Source organism: Nocardia sp. NPDC020380 (genome assembly GCF_044386975.1).
Taxonomy (GTDB): Bacteria; Actinomycetota; Actinomycetes; order Mycobacteriales; family Mycobacteriaceae; genus Nocardia.
This window is the reverse complement of record NZ_JBIRVQ010000012.1, coordinates 123,084-141,633: the sequence shown is the minus strand read 5'-3', so window position 1 is coordinate 141,633 and position 18,550 is coordinate 123,084. Positions and strand designations below refer to the sequence as shown.

Sequence of the window (18,550 nt, the reverse complement as noted above, 5' to 3'; positions counted from 1 at the left end):
GATCATGTCCGAAACTTCCGAACAACAGCTACCCGCCACCGTCACCCGCACCGTCGTGCTCGACGTGGACGTGACTCCCGGCAAGCCGACCGACCGCATCCAGGCGCGCCGCATCTCGATGGCCGCGGGCACCGCCGCCGGCCTGCACGTGCACAACGGTCCCGTGGTGGGCAATATCGTCTCGGGCTCGGTGGCCTACCGCGTCGAGGGCGAGCCGGAGGTCGTGCTGCGACCCGGCGACGTGTTCTTCGAACCCGAGGGCGCCCGCATCGCGCAATTCGACGCCCTCGACGAAGACGTCGTCTTCCTCGGCTTCTTCCTGCTGTCCGCCGATCAGGAACCGAAGCTCGAGCTCCTGGAGAGCTAGACCTCGTATCGACGAACCCCGATTCGTCGGTAAGCTGGGGCGATGACCCCGAGTGAGGAACCGGATCCCGAGATGGTGCGAGCGCTCCGCGCGCTCGCCAATCCGGTTCGGCTACAACTCCTCTCCTGGCTCCGCGACCCCGAGCGCCACTTCGACCTCACCGGCGCCACCATCGACCCCCACGAACACGGCGTCTGCGTCAGCCACATCCAAGCCAAAGTAGGCCTCGCCCAATCCACCGTCTCCGCCTACATGGCCGAACTCGAACGCGCCGGCCTCGTCCGCTCCACCCGAATCGGCAAGTGGACCCACTACAAACGCGACGAACCCCGAATCTCCCAACTCGTCACCACCCTCAGCCAGTCCCTCTGAACCAATGTCGGCAGAGGCAGTACTGGTTCACGCCCGGGCGTTGTGGGAAGGGCTCGCGGCAGTCCCCGTCTCCTTCGCCACTGGTCATCTCGAAGTGGTGGTGTCACCAGAGTCGTTGATGTGCCCGCCAGGATGGGCCGGTGCCGTGGTCTTGCAAGATTCGGCAATCATCACCGCACCCGATCCCGCTGCGGCAGAGAAGATCCGAACCGCCACCGCACAGATATCAACCCCGGAAATCGTCATCCCAGAGCGTCTCGGCACCGTCCTGGATATCGCAGAGGTACGGGGCCCCGCAGCGCTGGCCTACACCAGCGACAAGCTCTTCCAACCTGCGCCACTGGGCGCGAGCACAATCGAGCAATTTCCCGCCGGAGATCCCGCACTGAATGAACTCCTGGAATCGTCGCCAGAGGCCGACAGAGACGAGAGCGGATTGGACGAAATCACCTCGCCCGCCTTCAGTCTGCGCTCAGCCGGATCACTCGTCTCCGCCGCCGGACACCAACTATGGCCGAACCACACCGCCCACATCTCAGTCTTCACCGCCCCCGATCAGCGCGGCCACGGCCTAGCCCGCACCACCGCATCCGCCGCCGCCCAACACGCCCTGACCTCCGGCCTGATTCCCCAATGGCGAGCCCGCACACCAGAATCCAGGCGAGTCGCAACCACCCTCGGCTTCCACGAACTAGGCACCCAACTCAGCTTCCGCTTACAGCCCTGACCCGGCACCGTACGAAGTCGGGCGCCTTGTTATCGGTACAGGTCGCCTACCCAAGGTTCGGAGCAGAAATGTTCCTCGGCTGTCGCTGGATCGATCCCCGCCGCAACCAAGGCCGCATTTCGGTCGGCCATCGCCCGACCATCCGTCACGTCGGTGCGGCCGCTGGTGCGGTCCAGTGCGCACTTCGCCGAACCGTTGGTCTGCCATTGCGGATGGTACGGATCAGCGGATGCCTCGACGTCGAGCACTGCCAACGTCACCAACTTGTCGTCGACGAATCGATACAGAGTCACCACACCGCTGCCCGCGCCGCCGTGCGTGTAGATGGCAATGAACCCGTCGACGGTCTGCTGCACCCCTTGCGGAAACCCGAACATCGTTCCTGCGAAGGAGAATCGGTCGGAATCTCCGATGGCGTGCCACACTGCGACATCTTCGCCACCGGTGCCGCCCGAAGTGGTCACCACTAGTAATTCCTGACGTCCGGTCCCATCAAGGTCCGACAGAAAGGGCATTTCGTACCCGGGCCGGTCGACTTGCTGGCGCAACGTCTGCCGAAACCGCCCTTGCGTGTCGTAAACGTTGATCGTTATCGCCGGCGAACCCAACACCTCGAAAAGCAGGCCCGTGTGATCTTCAGCGCGTAGCACACAGTGCAATCCCGGATCAGGGTCCGGCCCTTCATAATTGGACTTCACGTCGCCGCAGTCGAGCAGACCGGCCAACCGCCCCGGCAACGTACTGCGAACCGGATTCTCCGATGTCGTGACCGGCACGGAACTCGTCGGCTGCACCGTCGTCGACGGCATGCTGCGCGCGCTGGCCGGCGCTGTCGTCGACGACACCAGGACACTCGGGCCATCATGATCGGCTGAACAACACACGCACATCAATCCGACACTGCACAGCACCGACGCCCGAACAGCCTTGTGCACAATATCGATCAGTCTCATCGCCCACCCCGTCGTATGTGTCCCTCACCCCCGGTATCCCCGCGCAAACGCCCCAGCGTTAACACCCCTGAACTTCGGTCAGCGCGTATCTACCGTGCGAGGATCGCGTGGATTCCGCGCCGGTCGGAGCGGTAGGCGAATGGCGGTGAACCTCCCGGCGAGTCGGTTCAGTGACTTTCATGGAGCTGGGACCCAAGCCCCTTGTACCGCAAGTACCTCTTCACCTCAGGTCGAGTGCGGTCAGTGCACGGACGCGGATCAGGTCTTCGTCGCCGACGGCATCGATCTCGGTGGCTCGATCGCCGTAGTGCTCGAATACCGAGTCGGCGTTATGTTGCTGATGGCGATATTCGCTGCGGACTTCCGCGCCGGACATGACCGACACGGGCCACTGCTGCAGGATCACCTCCACGGGCACCACGAAGCGCAGCACTCGGTCGAGGCGAGTGCCCAACCTGCTCAGGGCAGCGTCCAGGTCGCGGGCGCACTCGGCCGTGTAGGGGTAGCCGGACAAGACGAAGCCGTCCGCGACGTCGGGCTCAGCCAATCGATCGGCCACGACGCGACCAGCCAGTGGGATGGGCGTTCGGGCCGCGGGCCCGCTTACCAGATACTCGTCGACTTCACGCCCCAGCGGCGTCCGCTTGGTCCCGCACGCACGCACCATCTCTTCGAACGAAAAGCCTGGTACCCCAAGCTTTTCAGCAAGCATGTCACGTCCATCCAGATGCATGAAGCCTTCACCGAACGGCGTCGCGAGCAAACCGATCCTCACTCGAACAACCGTAACCCCCTCCACCGCGAGAGCTAAGCATCGCCGCCATCTGGGATACCGGAATATCGGAATGGCTGAAGGGCAAGAGTCAATCTGGTCTGGCGGGCAGCGTCTTCGCCGGCGGCCCAGCGGAATCGGCCGGCGGGTTTCACCGTCAGCAGCTCCGCGAACTTGGTCACCACGACCGGTGAACCTCCGACGTGATCAAGGTTCGGAGTGATCACTACGGCCGCGTCCATCTGCCGGAGTGCGTTGTGTAGCTTCTGGATTCCGGCCTCGATGTGGTCGGCCACGATGACGTGACCGATCCGAAGGTTCTGTTCGGTCGCCCGCTGCCTGGCGTAGAACTCCGCCCAGTCGAGCCGCGCCTTCGTCGCCACGAGCGGCCTGTAGAGGAAGATGACCGCCTTGGCCGGCGGTCCCTGCGGAGTGTCGGTCATATCCGCCCCTGTCGTCGTCGGTAGAGCCGCTCGGGAGCGGTGACCTGCGCCGGCCCCGAACGCCCGACATTGACGCTAGGGACAGGTAGAGGGCTCTGACCAGTAGTTTGCTGTTCTTTGCAGGGATTAACTGCAAACCATTGACCTGACCTGCGGATAAGGATCACCCTCGTAGGTGAATTATCAAAACTCTGACCGTCAGGTATCCATCATGCTTCTGCGCTTCCTCGGAGTAGACACTCGTAACGGCGGTTCGCCGACGCTGTACGCCTCGGATCGAGAGACGTACGTGGTCCTGGGATGGGAAGTCCCGGAATGTCACCGATCCCGCAGCGCTGGACGCGATCAGCGCGCCGGCCGGGGAACGCAGTATCGAAGTACCGATGGGAAAGGAAATCCGCCCGGACGATGCGACTACTCACCAGTGAGGAGCAGGAACAGCTGTTCAGGAACTGCCGGCGGCGGGCATTCCATCTGGAAGTCCAAGACAGCTACGCGGTGGAGGACGAGGCCGAAGCCTTGGCCAAGTTCCTCGAAACCGGCGAGTTCGAATACGACCCCGAGTGGCAGCACTGGGATGACCTCATGCGGGAGGTCACCGAGTCCGGTCGCCTTGTTCAACGAGTACGCGTGGTGACCGAACCCCATACCGACTACACCCGATTCCTGTATGCCACAACGGGAAGCAACATCGACTCGGGCGAGGACATTCGCTGGCTCCCCCGCCATGCGATCGCTCCCGCGGAACTGACGACAGATGATTGGTGGCTCTTCGACGACGACGCGGTAGCGTTCACAACCTTCAGGCCCGACGAAACCCTGGGAGGGTTCGCGGTCACTCGTGATCCGAAGATCGTCGAGTACTGCCGAACCGTCCGAGACCGCGTGTGGCCCTTGGCGATACCGCACGCGGAATATCGCATCACGCAGTGAGCAGCGTCCAGCAAGCACGAGAAACCCTCGGTGCACGGCTCCGAGAACTCCGGAGACAATCCGGCCTGACAGGCCTGGAGCTGGCCAGGCTCGCAGGCTGGGACAACTCCAAAGTGTCCCGATACGAGCACGGCAAACAGACCCCCTCCGAACAAGACATCCACACCTGGTGCGCACTGACCAACGCGCCCCTGCACGTCGCCGACCTGATCGCCTCCGTACGAAACGTCGAAGCAGCGTGGCTGGAGTGGAAACGAATTCAGACCCACAACGCCCAGAAGAAGACAGCGCAGGTCGAGACCGATTCCAAACTGATCCGCGGCTACGACCCGGACCTCGTCCCAGGGCTGTTGCAGACCCGCGACTACGCGACTGAAGTTCTCAGAGAGTGCATCCAGTTCATCGGCGGCCCCGATGACCTGCCCGCTACCATCGAAGCGCGTATGGAACGTCAGCAGGTCTTCCGGAAAGGAACCCGGCGCTTCCACTTCCTGATCGCCGAACAAGCGCTGTACACCACGGTCGGATCCAACGAGATCATGATCCACCAGCTCGAACGCCTTGCCGCCCATGTCCGTTCATCACGCGTCGCGATAGGGGTGATCCCGAGGACCGCAAGGTTCCGGGTACCAGTGACCAACTTCCTGATGTACGACGTTCGACAGGTCCACGTAGAAACCGTCAGCGCCGAACTCACGATCACCCAACCCCGCGAAGTAGCGCTCTACGACCGAGCATTTCAAATCTTGGTCCGACAAGCGGCCAAAGGCGAGTTGGCCCAGGAACTGATCAATACAGCCCTCGAAGTACGGTCCACATAACCCAGAGGGGGTACCCGGGGTTCATCTACCTCGCTGGTCATACTCCCGCCATTCGACCCGCGACCTGAGGATGACGGGAGTCGGGACTTCAGGGCGATGCCGAGGAAAGGGCGAATGCAGAGGATCGGAGGGGTAGAGAATCGGACGAGAGGACATGTTGTGAGCATCAATGAGTTCGGTGCGGCCGCGGGTTCGCGTACGGACGCGATGATCGTCAGCACTATGAACGATCTGCCCGGGTATGAGGTGGTTGAGGTGCTCGGGGATGTTTTCGGGTTGACGGTGCGGAGCCGGCATCTCGGGTCGCAGATCGGGGCGGGGCTCAAGTCGATGTTCGGCGGAGAGCTCAAGGGGATGACGAAGATGCTGTACGACAGCCGGGTGGAGGCTCAGGAGCGGATGATCGAGCTTGCCCAGGAGAAGGGGGCGCAGGCGATTCTTGCGATGCGCTTCGATGCCAACGACTTCGGTGACAGTGGCCAGGAAATCTGCGCTTACGGCACCGCTGTCAGAATCCGCAAGCTGTAGTCGGCGCCGCTGGCAGCCGAGCCCTCTCCTCACACGGCGAATGGCCCTGACCTGTCAGGGGGTTGGGGGTGGGGTGAAGGTTTCTCGGTAGTGGTGGGGGTTTACGCCGGTGGCGGCGCGGAATTGTTTGCGGAAGTTGGTGGGGTCGGGGAGGCCTACGGCTGCCGCTATGGATGAGATGGGGAGGGTGGTGGTTTGGAGGAGGGTGGCGGCGTGGGTGAGGCGTTGGGATTGGACCCAGGCTGCGGGGGTTACGCCTAGTTGGGATTCGAAGCGGCGGTGCAGGGTTCGGGGGGAGAGGTCGGATCGTTTTGCGAGGGCCTGGAGGGTCAGGTCTTCGGAGAGGTGGGATTTGCACCAATCCAGTAGGGGGGACATGGATTCCGGGGGGTGGCCTCGGTGGGGTGGGATGGCGTATTGGCGTTGGCCGCCCACTCGGTGTGGGGGGAGGACCATGTGGCGGGCGAGAGTGTCGGCGAGGGTGGGGCCGGAGTGGCGGCGGACCAGGTGGAGGGCCAGGTCGGCGGCTGCGCCGGAGCCGCCGCTGGTGGCTACGTCGCCGTGATCTATGAAGAGGACGTCGGGGGTTACCTCGATGGAGGGGTGACGGTGGGAGAGGTCTTCGGTTTGGGACCAGTGGGTGGTGGCGGTTCGGCCGTCCAGTAGGCCCGAAGCCGCGAGTAGGTAGGTCCCTGAGCACAAGCCGGCGAGGGTGGCGCCGTCGGCGTGCGCTCGCCGGAGGGCCTCGAGGAGTGAGTTGGATGGGGGCTCATCGGGTTTCGGCCAACCGGTGAGGAATACGACGTCGGCGTCGGTCAGTGCGTTCAGGCCGTGCTCTACGAGGATCTGGTAGCCGGCCTTGGTTCGGATCTGGCCCGGGTGTTCGGCGGCGACTCGGAAGTCGGCCCAGGGCGGGACACCATCTCGTTCGATGCCGAAAATATCTGCGACGCAGGCGAGTTCGAAGGATGCCTGCGGCTCGGCCACCAGCGCGACGACACGAAGCATTTGGCATGATAACCACAAATAGAGGCAAATATGCCACTCACGATCGGCGGCCTCGCTCGACGACGCTGAAAGTATGAACAACACAACCGACACTTGGACCGGGACCTGGATCAACGAATACGGGTCGCACCTGCACATCACCGACGACAGCGACGGCCGCATCGAAGGGACGTTCACCACCGCGCTCGGTGACAGTTCCTTCGCCGGTGCGACCGTGCCGATCATCGGGTTGAGCAAGGGGAACGCGCTGCATTTCGCGTTCAGCACCGCCCAGGCCCCCGCGGCGATCGCCTCGTTCACCGGGCTGCTGCGCGAGGACACGCTGCACATGGCCTGGCATGTGGCTTCTGACCGGGCCGTGAAACGACCGCGGCCGGGAGCGGAACCTACCGAAATCGAGCTGCCCTGGGCGCATGCCGTACTCGCCAATACGGACTCGTTCCGCCGCCGAGCATGAGGGATCAGCGGAAAAGACGGAAGAACCCGCGCACCTGCTCGACCAGCGACTTCGGCTGTTCCAGCGCGGCGAAGTGGCCACCATGCGGCAGTTCCTCGAACCAACGCAGGTCGGTGAAGCGCCGCTCGGCCTCCCGCCGCGACGGACGGGTTATGTCGCGCGGGTAGACCGACAGCCCGCACGGCGCGGTCACCTTGGCCCGGAAGTTGGCGAAGCTCTCCCAGTACAGGCGCGCCGACGACGTGGCCGACGCAGTGAACCAGTAGACCGAGATCTCATCGAGGATCTGCTGCCGCGACACCGCGTCCTCGGGATGGCCGTTGTTGTCCGTCCAGGCCCAGAACTTCTCGGCAATCCAGGCGGCCTGGCCCGCCGGGGAATCGGTGAGGCCGTAGCCGAGCGTCTGCGGCCGGGTCGCCTGGATCGCCGAGTATCCCCGGCCGGTGCGCTGGAACTGCTTCTCCGCGTTGAGGTTCGCCAGTTCCGCGGGCGTCGGGTCGTCGAACGTGCCCGCCGCCACGGATCCCAGGTTCAGGTGCACGCCGGCGACCCGCTCGGGCGCCACCTCGCCCAGCGCGCCGGAGACCGCCGAACCCCAGTCACCGCCCTGTGCGCCGTACCGCTGGTAACCGAGCGAGACCATCAACGTGTCCCACGCGCGCGCGATGTGTTCGATGCCCCACCCGGCCGTCGAGGGCTTGTCACTCCAGCCGTACCCGGGCAACGACGGCGCGACCACATGGAATGCGTCCGCTGGGTCACCGCCGTGCGCGCCCGGATCGCTCAGTGGGCCAAGGATCTCCAGGAATTCGAGCACCGAACCCGGCCACCCGTGCGTGAGCACCAGAGGGAACGCGTCCGGCTCCGGTGAGCGAACGTGCAGGAAGTGGATGCCCAGCCCGTCGATGATGTCGCGGTACTGCGGGAAAACGTTCAGCCGCTCGGCGAACCCGAAGTCGTAGTCCTCGGCCCAGCTGCGGCAAAGCTCCTGCGCATACGCCAGCGGCAGACCCTGTGACCAGTCGTCCACCGGCTCGGGCTCGGGCCACCGCGTCCGTCGCAATCGCTCCCGCAGGTCCGCGATCTCGCCTTCGGTGATGCTGACCTCGAATGGCTCGGCAGACATGGCGAGACTCCTTACCGGTCAAGGCGTTATCAGATCAGAGGCAGGTCGACCGTCAATACGCATGTGACATGCAAAAGTTACTATGGGTGTCACGCTATGTACGAGGAGGAGACACGTCAAATGCTTGATGCGTGTAACACCGAGTCGGCGGTCCAGACGGCCGTGGATCTTGCCAACACCTTGATGCCGATCAAGGGACAGGACACGCTCGAGACCGTGGAGCAGCTGCGAGACTTCCTCGATGACCACTCCCTGGCCGGTGTGCGGCAGCGCCTCACCCGCGCCGACCTGGCGGAGGTCCGCGCAGTGCGCGAGACGGTTCGTGGTGTGCTCGAACGAGCGAGCACCGACGCGGCCGGGGCCGCGGCCCTGATCAATGACGGCCTGCGTCGCAGCCGCGCCACCCCGGCGCTGCGCCACGATCACGACCGCTGGTGGACCGAGGTCACCTCCGACAGCGACCGCTGCTCGGCACACCTGGCAGCGACCACGCTCAGCGCACTGGCCTCCGTGATCGCCACGCTCGGTCCGACTCGTCTCGGCGTATGTGCCGGGCCGACCTGCCGGGCCACTTTCGTGGACCTCTCACGCAACGGCTCGAAGCAGTACTGCACCCGGACCTGCACGCACCGGGCCAGCGTCGCGGCCTACCGGAGTCGGAACAGCTCGAATTGAGTGTCGGCACATGCCCTGTCAGGGTCGACTCCGGGGTTCCGCACGAGCCGGTGATCGGAGGCCGGGCGTGCGAATCGCAGCGGATCTCGACCACCTGGGCAAGACCGTAGCCCGGTAGTCAGCTCGAAAAGCTCTCCCACCACGCTTCTTCCACTCTCCTGGCATTCATATCGAGAATCTGCGATACTTCGATTTATCGGTACCACACGTTCGAAGGAGACCAATGAGCGGCATCGACGGCATGGATCTGGGCAAGTTCGGCGTCTGGACCTTCGACTTCGAGCAACAGCCCGCGGCACTCATCCGGGAATCCGCGCAGGAACTCGAGGAACTCGGATGGCAGGCGCTGTGGATCCCCGAAACCGTTGTGCGCGAAGCCTTCACGCACGCGGGGCTGCTGCTCGCGGCCACCGAGCGGATACACATCGTCAATGGCATCGCCCAGATCGCCTCACGCGAGGCACGGCGCACCTTCGGCGCGGCGACACTACTGGCCGACGCCTACTCGGACCGGCACGTGCTCGGCCTGGGCTACGGCGGCAAACGCCCGGATGTCAGCCCGCTCACCGCAATGCACGACTACCTCGACGAACTGGATGAACTCGGGCAGGAAAGCACCCTGCCGCCGCAGCCGATCCGCCGCATCCTCGCCGCCTACGGTCCGAAGATGCTGGAGCTGGCCCGGGATCGCTCGGCCGGCGCGCACACCTATCACGTGAATGTCGCGCACACCGCGCAGGCGCGCGAAATCCTCGGCCCCGGCGCGTTTCTCGGCGTCGAGCACGCGGTGGTCTTCGAAACCGATCCGGACAAGGCCCGCGAGATCGCGCGCACGCATCTGGCCGGATACCTGCAGAGCCCGTACAACTTGGCCAAGTTCCGCCGCCTCGGCTACACCGAAGCCGATCTCGCCGATGGCGGCAGTGACCGTTTCGTCGATGACCTCGCGTTCTGGGGCGACCTCGACCACATCGTGGCCAAGCTGAACGAGCATGTCGAGGCGGGCGCGGATCACGTCGGCATCCAGGTCCTGGGCACCCGCCCCGGCAGCACGGCCATGCCCTACTGGCGGCTGCTCGCCGAAGCGCTGGTCTCCCCCGCCGGTTCGAACACCATCGCCGAGTCGGTCACCGCGCCGTAGCGCAGTTTCGGCAGATCACGCAGGTAGTTCATGCGCAACCGCCATGGCGTGCGGTCGCCTTGCTTGGGCAGGATATCCACGGAGCGCAGCACATATCCGGGCTCGAAATCGAGGAACGGGGTGGTGCCGACGGACGGGTCCCGCACCGGCGTCGCCTTGGCGTAATCGTGCGCATCCATATGCCGCAGCAGGCGAACGACATACTCGCACACCAGATCCGCCTTCAAGGTCCACGAGGCATTGGTGTATCCGATGATGTACGCGAAGTTCGGCACATCGGACAGCATCATCGCCTTGTAGGCCATGGTGTCGGGCAGGTGCACCTTGTCGCCGTCCACCTCGAGATCGACGCCGCCGAACGGGATCAGGTTCAAACCCGTTGCCGTGATGATGATGTCGGCCTCGAGGTCCCGGCCCGAACCCAGGTGCAGGCCGGTCTCGGTGAAGGTGTCCACGGTGTCGGTGACCATCTCCAGCTTGCCGTGGCGGATGGCGCGGAACAAATCCCCGTTGGGCACCAGGCACAGTCGCTGATCCCACGGGTTGTAGCGGGGATTGAAGTGGGTGTCGATGTCGTAGCCCTTGGGCAGCCAGCGCTGCTGCAGGCCGTGGATCCAGGCGCGCATGCGCTTCGGATAACGTTGCGACAGTTGATACATCGCGGTGCTGAGCAGCACGTTCTTGGCGCGCGCCACCCCGTAGGCGGCCTTCGCGGGCAGGAGGCGCCGCGCCTGGTTCGCGAAGCCGTCACGCGCGGGCAGGGAGATGATATACGAGGGCGACCGCTGCACCATCGTCACCTGCGCGCCCTGCTCGACCAGCGCCGGGCCCAGCGTCACCGCGGTCGCGCCGGACCCGATGATCACCACTCGCTTACCGTCGACGTCCACCCGTTCCGGCCAGTGCTGGGGATGGATGATCGGTCCCCGGAAGCGTTCGGTGCCAGCGAAATCCGGCGTGTACCCCTGGTCGTAGCGGTAATACCCGGAGCAGCTGAACAGGAAGTTCGCGGTAATGGTGACCGGCTCCCCCGCATGGTCGGCCGTCACGGTCCATTGATCATCGGCCGACGACCATTCCGCGCGCACCACCCGGTGCCGGTAGCGGATGTGGCGGTCGATGCCGTTCTCGGCGGCGGTCCCGCGCACATAGGCGAGGATGTCGTCGCCGTCGGCAATCGCCTTCTCCCCCAGCCACGGCCGGAATCGGTAGCCCAGGGTGAACATATCCGAATCCGAGCGGATGCCCGGGTAGCGGAACAGATCCCAGGTTCCGCCGAGCGCCTCGCGCATCTCGAAAATGGCGTAGGTCCGCCACGGGAAGGCCTGCTGCAGATGGTAGGCCGCATCGATACCGGACAAACCGGCTCCGACAATGAGCACATCGACGTGCTCGGGCACGCTCGTCATGCCTTCCATACTCGCGCACCAAGGCCCACGCTCGCGAAGAAAAAGACTACGAACGGGCCAAGAAATCGCCGATCACGGCCGCGACCCGCCGCGGATCCCCTTTGTCGAGGCCGAAATGATCGAGACCGGAGAGGGTGCGAACTTCACTTTCCGGGATAACCCTGGCCAGCCGTGCATGATTGGCGTCGGTGGTGGGCCGGCGGTCCTTGTCGCCGTCGAGAATCAGCACGTCAGCTATGATTTCGGCATAGTTCGGGTAGGTATTGTCCAGGCGCGCGAGCTCCCGATGCTCGCGCAGGTTTTCTGGCAGCTGCCCGACGACCGTGTCCTTTTCGGGAGCTTTCATGAACATCGGCATCATGCGGCGGAACATCCAGCGCGGCATCCGGCGCACCGCATCCGGGCCGTTCGAGCGGACGAATTCGACGAACGCATCGAATGGCTTGCCCTGATTCAAGAACTTTTCGTAGGCCGGCATCCAGTCGGTGGGTATCGAACCGTCGATGGATACGCCGGGCTCGTAGACCGCCAGCTTGGTGATCGCCGGATTCTTCCGGGCCGCTTCGAGGGCGACCGCGCCACCGAAACTGTGGCCGACGACCAGGCTCGCACCGGTCTTGTCGAGCAGCGCCGCCAGGTCCGCGACATCGGTTCCGATACGGTAATCCGCCGGCTGGGGCGCACTGTCGCCGTGTCCGCGTCGCTCGATGGTGTGCACGGTGAACCGTTCACCCAGCGCCGCCGCGAAGCGGCCGTATCGGCTCGCCAGCGACAGGGCGCCCGGCACCACGACCACGCCCGGGCCCTGCCCGACGGTCAGATACGGAATCCGGGCGCCATCCGCGGCGATCACGCTGTCGCGCGCTTGCTCAGGTGCTGCATCGGCCATGAGAATCCCCTCCGGCCAGGACTTTACGCCCGCAAACCACTCGCTCGCAGCACCCTTCGCCCGATCGCGGCGCGAATGGACTCCTCGGTGCCGAGCACCCGCACATGCTTACGGGCACGAGTAATGGCCGTATACAGCAACTCCCGCGTCAGCAACGTCGACTCCGGTCCGGGCAGTACCACGGACACATCGTCGTACTGGCTGCCCTGACTGCGGTGAATGGTCATGGCGTACACCGTCGTCACACCCGGGAACTGGGTGGGATGCACCAGATACGGTTCGGTGCCGCGCTGCAATGCCGCCCGCAGCGTCCCATCCGGGATACGGACGATGACGCCGGTATCGCCGTTGTAGATCCGCGCCTCGTGATCATTCGCGGTGACCAGCAGCGGCTGCCCCGGATACCAGTGCCCCACACCGGAATCCGTATTGATCCCCGCCGCGGCCACCCACCCCGCGGCCATCCGATCCCAGCGCTCCACACCGTAGGGCCCCTGCCGATGCGCGCACAGCAGCCGATGCGATTCCAGCGCGGTCAGCGCCGCGATCGCATCCCCGGCAATGGCCGCCTCGGTGGCGGCCCGCGACGCACGCAATACATCCGCGCGCACCTCGGTGATGTCATCCGGCGCATGCAACGACAACTCGGTGCCCCCGGCGGCCAGCAACTCCAGCGCGGTATCCGCATCCCCGGCCCGCACCGCCACCGCCAGCTCGGCAATCCGCCCACCGAACCGCCGCCCGCGCGTGAGCCGGACAATCCCGCCGCGCAACCGTTCCCGCTCCCGCGGCGTCAACGCATCCGGGTGAGCCGCGGCCTGTCCCCACGTACCGCCGGGCTCGTCGTCACGTGCGGGATCGCCGACCATGTCACCACGATCGCCGGACGCGGCGCCACGTCCACGACCCGCCGGCACTTCGCTGCGCCCACGATCGCCGGACGCGGCACCAGATCCACCACCCGCCAACAGTTCGCTGCGCCCACGATCCCCGGACGCGTCACCAGATCCGCGACCTGCTGACACTTCGCTGCGCCCAAGATCGTCACGCCGAGCCGCCGGATCCGCCGCCACGGCACCGAATTCCGCGCCCAGCACCTGCTCCAGCGCCGGATTGGGTTGCCCCAGTACAGGTCCCGCGACCAGGTCGGCGAGCACCGCGCCCGCGTCGACCGAGGCCAGCTGGTCCGGGTCGCCGACCAGGATCAGCCGGGCGTCCGGGCGGACCGCGGGGAGCAGTCGGCTCATCATGGTCAGCGACACCATGGAGGTCTCGTCGACCACGATCAAGTCATAGGGCAGGCGGTTGAATTCGTTGTGGCGGAAGCGGCCCGCGCCGCCGCGCTGCCAGCCGAGCAGGCGGTGCAGGGTGGCGGCGGTGAGGTCGGGCAGGCCGATATCGCCTGCTTGCTCGCGCACGGATTCCTGGAGTCGAGCCGCGGCCTTGCCGGTGGGTGCGCCGAGCGCGATGCGCAGTGCGGGCGCGCCCGGAATGGCTTCCTGATGGGCCACGAGCAAGGCGAGTACGCGGGCGATGGTGTGGGTCTTACCGGTACCCGGGCCACCCGCGACCACTGTCGTCCACTGGGTCGTCGCCAAGGCCGCAGCCAGTCGCTGCCGGTCCGGCGGCTCATCCGGCGCGCTCTGCTCGGGGAAGAGCCGATCCAGTTCGCGGCGAATCAAACCCGCGTCGACCATCGGATAGCTGGCCGCCCGCTCGGTCAGCACCCGGCGGATCGTCTCCTCTTGCCGGTAGTACCGGTCAAGATAGAGCAGCGGCCCACTCTCCGCGCCACCCGCCGGATCGATCAGCCGCAGCGGCCGCAACGGGCCCGCCGGGCTGCCGCACACCAGCGGGCTCACCCGCAGCGCGGCGATCACCTGCTCGACATCCGGCCACGGCAGAGTCGCCGGATCGATGGACGTCTCCTCGGTCCCCTCCGCGTCGACGCCGATCTCGTGCATGCGCCGCACTTCCAGGCACACCGACCCGGATCGCACCGCTCGCACCGCCAGCGCGGTCGCGAAAACCGCGGCCTCCGACTGCTCGCGCCCCAGCCGCGCCAGCCGCAGCGCCACATGCACGTCCGCCGCCGACAGCACGCCGGCCGCATTGAACACCTGCAACAGCCCGGTCCCGCGCTGCGCCAATTGAATAGCCGTCACCCAGCCACCTCCACAATCGACCGCCCGAAGAACCAGGTCCGGGCCCCCGCCCCCGCCCCCGCCCCCGGCACCGGCACCGGCACCGGCACCGGCACCGGCAGGGTGCGCCAGCTGCAAGTCGGCGACCGGAAGGCATGGCGTCCGTAATCCACCCGCGCAGAGCCGCTTTCGCCATACGCGATCATCGAGCCGCTTTTGTCGTAGGCGCTCATCGAGCCGCTTTTGCCGTCCGCGGTCATCGGCTCGCCCCTGTCGTCTCGCCGGCCAGCAGCGCGGACAGCGCGATGACCAGGTCGGCGGGCGGATACCAGTCGAATACTCCTGCGCCGCCGGGGGTTTCGGGGCCGATCATGCCGCGCACGAACAGGTAGCGGATCCCGCCGAGGTGCCGGGCCGGGTCGTAGCCGGGCAGCCGCCAGCGCAGATACCGGTGCAGAGCAACGGAATACAGCATGGCCTGCAACGGGTAGTGCGAGCGGATCATCTCAGCTGCCATGCGCTCGTGCGTGTAGTGGGCCACGGTGAGATCGCCTGTGCCGAGGCGGTTGGTCTTGTAGTCGACGACCACGAAACGCGGGCCGTCGATGCGCAGCACGGCATCGATACTGCCGGTGAGGAACCCGCGCAGCGGGGTGTCGTCGAGGGCTTCCAGATGGTCGGCGTACGGCGCGAACACATCATCGGCGGGCAGGTGCCGGCGCAGCAGGTCGGCCAGGCGCGGCACCGTGACCCGGGCCGCGGCGGGTGAATCACCGCCCGCCAGCGGCAGTTCGAAGTCGAGTTCGCTGAGCCGGTCCTCGGTGGGAATGCTCGCCAGGGTGCCGAACCCGATGGGCGTGTGCATGACCGCCAGCAGCGCCGAGGACAGCACCTCGGGATCGGCGTCGAACATCTGCTCGGCGACCGCGTGATCGCATCGGTCGCGGATCTCGGCGGCCAGGTCCGCGGCATCGGTGTCGACGTACTCGAGCACCTCGTGCACGAGCGTGCCGAACTCCGCACCGTAGGGCAGCGAATTCATCAGCGAGGGCGCCGCATTCGCGAGCACCGCCAGCTCGTCGGCGAGCACCGACGGCGCCGTCGGCTCATCGGACACGCCACCGCCCTCGGGCGTATCAGTGGCGGGCATGGCCTCGTGGGCACCGGCGGTCAGCGCCGAATAGGAGGTGCGCCGCCAATCCTGGTCGAGGGCCCGATCGAAACGCGCCACCGCCAGCCGCTCGGCCGTCCCCGCTGTCGCATCCCGGCGCAAACGGGCCCGGGTGATCTTCTGAACCGGCTCGATCGAGATCAGGTCCGGTTCCACGGTCGAGGCCGCCCACGCCGAGAAGCGTTCCAGCACCACCGAATCGGCGGGCACCGCGGCCTTGTCCGCCACGATCGGACTACCCGGCTCACGGCCCAGGATCATGCGGTGCAACGGCGCGGTCTGGGTATCGAAGGCCGGCGCCCACCAGGCCACCACCTGCGCGCCCGCACGAGTCAGCGCCACATACAGCAGTCGCAGTTCCTCCGCGGCCTCCTCGGCCTCGGCGCGCATCCGGCGCGCCGTGTAACCGGGAGCGTCCGGACCACCGACATCGAGCACGCGACGACCCTGCTCGTCGTGGAACAACAGTGTCGGCGGATTGCGCAGCTTGGCGGCATCCCACGCGAAAGGCAGATAGACGACAGGGAATTCGAGACCCTTACTGGCGTGCACGGTGGCGATCTGCACCGCCGCCGAATCCCGGTCCAGGCGGCGACTGCGGTCGGCCACACTGCCCGATGCCGGATCTCGCACCCGATCCGCCAGCCAGCGCGTCAGCGCCGACAGGCCCAGCCCCTCCCGCAGGGCGGCATCGTCGAGCAACTGGGCGATCTGCCGCAGGTCGGTGAGCTGGCGCTCGCCACCTTCCAGACCGAGCAGGCGCGGCGCCAATTTCGTTTCCGCGCTCATCTTCTCGAAGACCGCCGCGAATCCGGCACGCGCGAACACGCGGGCCGAATCCCGCAGTTCCGCACTGAGCCGACCGACCAGATCCGCGCCGCCCGAGCCGATCTCCTCGGCGCTCAACCCCAGCAGCGCGGTCCCCGCCGCCAATCGCACCCGATCACCGCGATGCGGCTGTTCCAGCGCGTGCAACACCCACAGCCACTGCATGGCCGCGGGCGTGCCGAACACACTCGCGCCGCCCGCCAGCACCGAGGCCACCCCGGCCAGTTCGAGTTCCTTGCGCACCAGGTCGAGTTGATTGCGATTGCGCACCAGCACCGCGATATCGCCGGGGCCCAGCGGCCTTTCGTCTGGCGTTCCGGCATTGATCGTGGTCCCCGACTCCAGCAGGCCCACGATATCGGCCGCCACATCCGCGGCCACGCGTTCGCGCTGCCGGCCCACGGTCGGAAAACCGGACTTGTTGAGCGGGCCCGCACCGGACCGCGGAAAACACCGCAGCCGCAAGGGAATCAGCCGCTCCGAAGCCCCGTCGAGCCGGGAGAAAGGGCGCGTCGCGGCCACCCGGTGCACGGTGATCTCCTTGTGCCCCAGCGCCGCACCGCCGTGCAGATGTTCGAGGGCGGCCAGCAGCCCTGCATCGCTGCGCCGGTTGGTGGTCAGCTCCCGGCGGCTGTCGGCGTGCGCCACCGCGTCCAGGTAACTGAGCACCTCCGCGCCGCGGAAGGCATAGATCGCCTGTTTGGGATCACCGACCAGCACCAGCGTGGAATGCCCGTGGAAGGCGCGGCGCAGAATATCCCACTGCAGCGGGTCGGTGTCCTGGAATTCGTCGACCAGCGCCACCCGGTAGCGGTCGCGGATGCGGCGGCAGGCGCGCTCACCGTGCTCGGCGTCGGCGAGCACCTCGTGCAGCAGCACCAGCAGATCGTCGAAGTCACGCAGGCTCGAAAGCCGTTTGCGCCGTGCGGTTTCCACCCGGGCCTCGGCGGCGAAGGCCACCCGCTCCCCGGCCGGATCGTCTTCGCTCTCGGCCTCCGGCACCAGCACCGCATGCCGGTCATTGACCGCCGCGGTGGCCAGACGCTGCGCCTCGGCGGGACCGAACGGTGCGGGCGTGCGCGCATAGCGGCTCAGATACAGATCGTCGGCCACCGTGGACACCACGTCCTCGATGCTCTCGACCTGCCGCACACCGCGATCCTGCTCGCCCGCCAGTCCCAGCTCGTCGAGCATGCGCTGGCAGAAACTGTGGGTGGTGGCAATGGTGCCCGCGTCGAAATCCGACAGCGCGGCCAACAATCGCTCCCGCCGCTCGGCCACCTCCCCCAGATTGCCCTGGGCCAGATGCCGGATCAGCTCGTCCGGCGCATTCCGGGCGCGCTCCGGATCCATCAGCGCCGCAGCCACTCCGACGAACCGATCGCGGGTGCGCTCCCGCAGTTCCTGGGTCGCCGCCCGGCTGAAGGTCACCAGCAGCAGCTCCGAGATATCCACGCCCATCTCGGCCACGAACCGCACCGCCAGGCCGACGATGGCATAGGTCTTGCCGGTTCCCGCGCTGGCCTCGAGCACCGTAGTGCCGACCGGCAACGGGCCGGTCAGCGCGAAACCGTTCCCCGAATCCGCGTCATCCACGGCCATCTCACCCCCAGCTGTATCGACCGCGGTCACCTCGAGACTCAGGTCGGCGCCGAGGTCGAAAAGGTCTGTTTCCTGTGCGGGTTCAGGTTCGGCCGGGGCAGTCTCGACGGGGACGGGCTCGGTGCGGTGGCGCGCACGGGTCCGTGCGGGGGCGGGAGCGAGTTCGGCGTCGGTCAGGGAGAAC

Annotated in this window: 19 protein-coding genes; 9 read left to right on the top strand and 10 right to left on the bottom strand. The window is 66.4% G+C overall.

The window, feature by feature from the left end; all coding sequences use genetic code 11:
• The first annotated feature begins 4 nt into the window (after positions 1-4).
• The 3 genes from ACH438_RS31360 to ACH438_RS31350 all read left to right on the top strand — a co-directional run bounded on the left by ACH438_RS31360 (position 5) and on the right by ACH438_RS31350 (position 1,466).
• On the top strand, positions 5-367 hold the full coding sequence (locus ACH438_RS31360; protein WP_397011759.1) for a cupin domain-containing protein: 363 nt from the start codon (positions 5-7) through the stop codon (positions 365-367).
• A gap of 42 nt (positions 368-409) precedes the next feature.
• Positions 410-739, top strand: a complete 330-nt coding sequence (locus ACH438_RS31355) for an ArsR/SmtB family transcription factor (RefSeq protein WP_397011757.1) — start codon at positions 410-412, stop codon at positions 737-739.
• A gap of 145 nt (positions 740-884) precedes the next feature.
• Complete coding sequence (locus ACH438_RS31350; protein WP_397011755.1) at positions 885-1,466, top strand: GNAT family N-acetyltransferase; 582 nt, start codon at positions 885-887, stop codon at positions 1,464-1,466.
• Positions 1,467-1,495: 29 nt separating this feature from the next.
• Here the strand turns inward: ACH438_RS31350 and ACH438_RS31345 are convergent, their stop codons facing one another.
• The 3 genes from ACH438_RS31345 to ACH438_RS31335 all read right to left on the bottom strand — a co-directional run bounded on the left by ACH438_RS31345 (position 1,496) and on the right by ACH438_RS31335 (position 3,634).
• Complete coding sequence (locus tag ACH438_RS31345; protein WP_397011753.1) at positions 1,496-2,419, bottom strand: hypothetical protein; 924 nt, start codon at positions 2,417-2,419, stop codon at positions 1,496-1,498.
• Between the two features lie 220 nt (positions 2,420-2,639).
• Complete coding sequence (locus tag ACH438_RS31340; RefSeq protein ID WP_397011751.1) at positions 2,640-3,194, bottom strand: adenylate kinase family protein; 555 nt, start codon at positions 3,192-3,194, stop codon at positions 2,640-2,642.
• A gap of 32 nt (positions 3,195-3,226) precedes the next feature.
• Positions 3,227-3,634, bottom strand: coding sequence for a hypothetical protein (locus tag ACH438_RS31335; RefSeq protein ID WP_397011749.1), 408 nt, complete (start codon positions 3,632-3,634; stop codon positions 3,227-3,229).
• Positions 3,635-4,042: 408 nt separating this feature from the next.
• Between ACH438_RS31335 and ACH438_RS31330 the strand changes: the two genes are divergently transcribed.
• From ACH438_RS31330 to ACH438_RS31320, 3 genes are all read left to right on the top strand, one after another.
• Positions 4,043-4,567 (top strand): DUF6879 family protein, encoded by a 525-nt coding sequence (locus tag ACH438_RS31330; protein ID WP_397011747.1) that lies wholly within the window; start codon positions 4,043-4,045, stop codon positions 4,565-4,567.
• Entirely contained in the window at positions 4,564-5,388 is an 825-nt protein-coding gene (locus tag ACH438_RS31325; protein WP_397011745.1) for a helix-turn-helix domain-containing protein, read from the top strand. Before ACH438_RS31330 ends, ACH438_RS31325 begins: the two co-directional genes overlap by 4 nt.
• A 159-nt stretch (positions 5,389-5,547) precedes the next feature.
• Entirely contained in the window at positions 5,548-5,916 is a 369-nt protein-coding gene (locus tag ACH438_RS31320) for a YbjQ family protein (RefSeq protein ID WP_397011743.1), read from the top strand.
• 54 nt (positions 5,917-5,970) lie between these two features.
• On the opposite strand, the gene ACH438_RS31315 is transcribed toward ACH438_RS31320, so the two are convergent.
• On the bottom strand, positions 5,971-6,924 hold the full coding sequence (locus ACH438_RS31315; protein WP_397011741.1) for a GlxA family transcriptional regulator: 954 nt from the start codon (positions 6,922-6,924) through the stop codon (positions 5,971-5,973).
• Positions 6,925-6,997: 73 nt separating this feature from the next.
• Between ACH438_RS31315 and ACH438_RS31310 the strand changes: the two genes are divergently transcribed.
• Entirely contained in the window at positions 6,998-7,381 is a 384-nt protein-coding gene (locus ACH438_RS31310) for an avidin/streptavidin family protein (RefSeq protein ID WP_397011739.1), read from the top strand.
• Positions 7,382-7,385: 4 nt separating this feature from the next.
• Here ACH438_RS31310 and ACH438_RS31305 read toward each other — a convergent pair whose 3' ends face one another.
• Positions 7,386-8,507: an epoxide hydrolase family protein gene (locus tag ACH438_RS31305; RefSeq protein WP_397011737.1), complete on the bottom strand. Its 1,122-nt coding sequence runs from the start codon at positions 8,505-8,507 to the stop codon at positions 7,386-7,388.
• Positions 8,508-8,627: 120 nt separating this feature from the next.
• On the opposite strand from ACH438_RS31305, the gene ACH438_RS31300 reads away from it, so the two are divergent.
• Together ACH438_RS31300 and ACH438_RS31295 are read left to right on the top strand one after the other, a co-directional pair.
• Complete coding sequence (locus ACH438_RS31300; protein ID WP_397011735.1) at positions 8,628-9,182, top strand: CGNR zinc finger domain-containing protein; 555 nt, start codon at positions 8,628-8,630, stop codon at positions 9,180-9,182.
• 223 nt (positions 9,183-9,405) lie between these two features.
• Positions 9,406-10,323 (top strand): TIGR03620 family F420-dependent LLM class oxidoreductase, encoded by a 918-nt coding sequence (locus ACH438_RS31295; protein WP_397011733.1) that lies wholly within the window; start codon positions 9,406-9,408, stop codon positions 10,321-10,323.
• Here the strand turns inward: ACH438_RS31295 and ACH438_RS31290 are convergent.
• From ACH438_RS31290 to ACH438_RS31270, 5 genes are read right to left on the bottom strand one after another with little or no spacing between them, the layout of a single operon-like run.
• Entirely contained in the window at positions 10,245-11,732 is a 1,488-nt protein-coding gene (locus tag ACH438_RS31290) for a flavin-containing monooxygenase (protein WP_397011731.1), read from the bottom strand. The two genes, ACH438_RS31295 and ACH438_RS31290, sit on opposite strands and share 79 nt — an antisense overlap.
• A 46-nt stretch (positions 11,733-11,778) precedes the next feature.
• A complete protein-coding gene (locus ACH438_RS31285; protein WP_397011729.1) occupies positions 11,779-12,621 on the bottom strand; it encodes an alpha/beta fold hydrolase in 843 nt (280 codons plus the stop codon).
• Between the two features lie 23 nt (positions 12,622-12,644).
• The gene (locus ACH438_RS31280; RefSeq protein WP_397011727.1) at positions 12,645-14,786 is read right to left on the bottom strand and encodes an AAA family ATPase; all 2,142 of its coding nucleotides are present in this window, start codon (positions 14,784-14,786) and stop codon (positions 12,645-12,647) included.
• Positions 14,783-15,025 carry a hypothetical protein gene (locus tag ACH438_RS31275; RefSeq protein WP_397011725.1) on the bottom strand — a complete coding sequence of 81 codons (243 nt, stop codon included), beginning with the start codon at positions 15,023-15,025 and terminating at the stop codon, positions 14,783-14,785. The genes ACH438_RS31280 and ACH438_RS31275 overlap by 4 nt, the downstream gene beginning before the upstream one ends.
• Positions 15,022-18,366: a UvrD-helicase domain-containing protein gene (locus tag ACH438_RS31270; protein WP_397012109.1), complete on the bottom strand. Its 3,345-nt coding sequence runs from the start codon at positions 18,364-18,366 to the stop codon at positions 15,022-15,024. The genes ACH438_RS31275 and ACH438_RS31270 overlap by 4 nt, the downstream gene beginning before the upstream one ends.
• Positions 18,367-18,550: the final 184 nt, after the last annotated feature.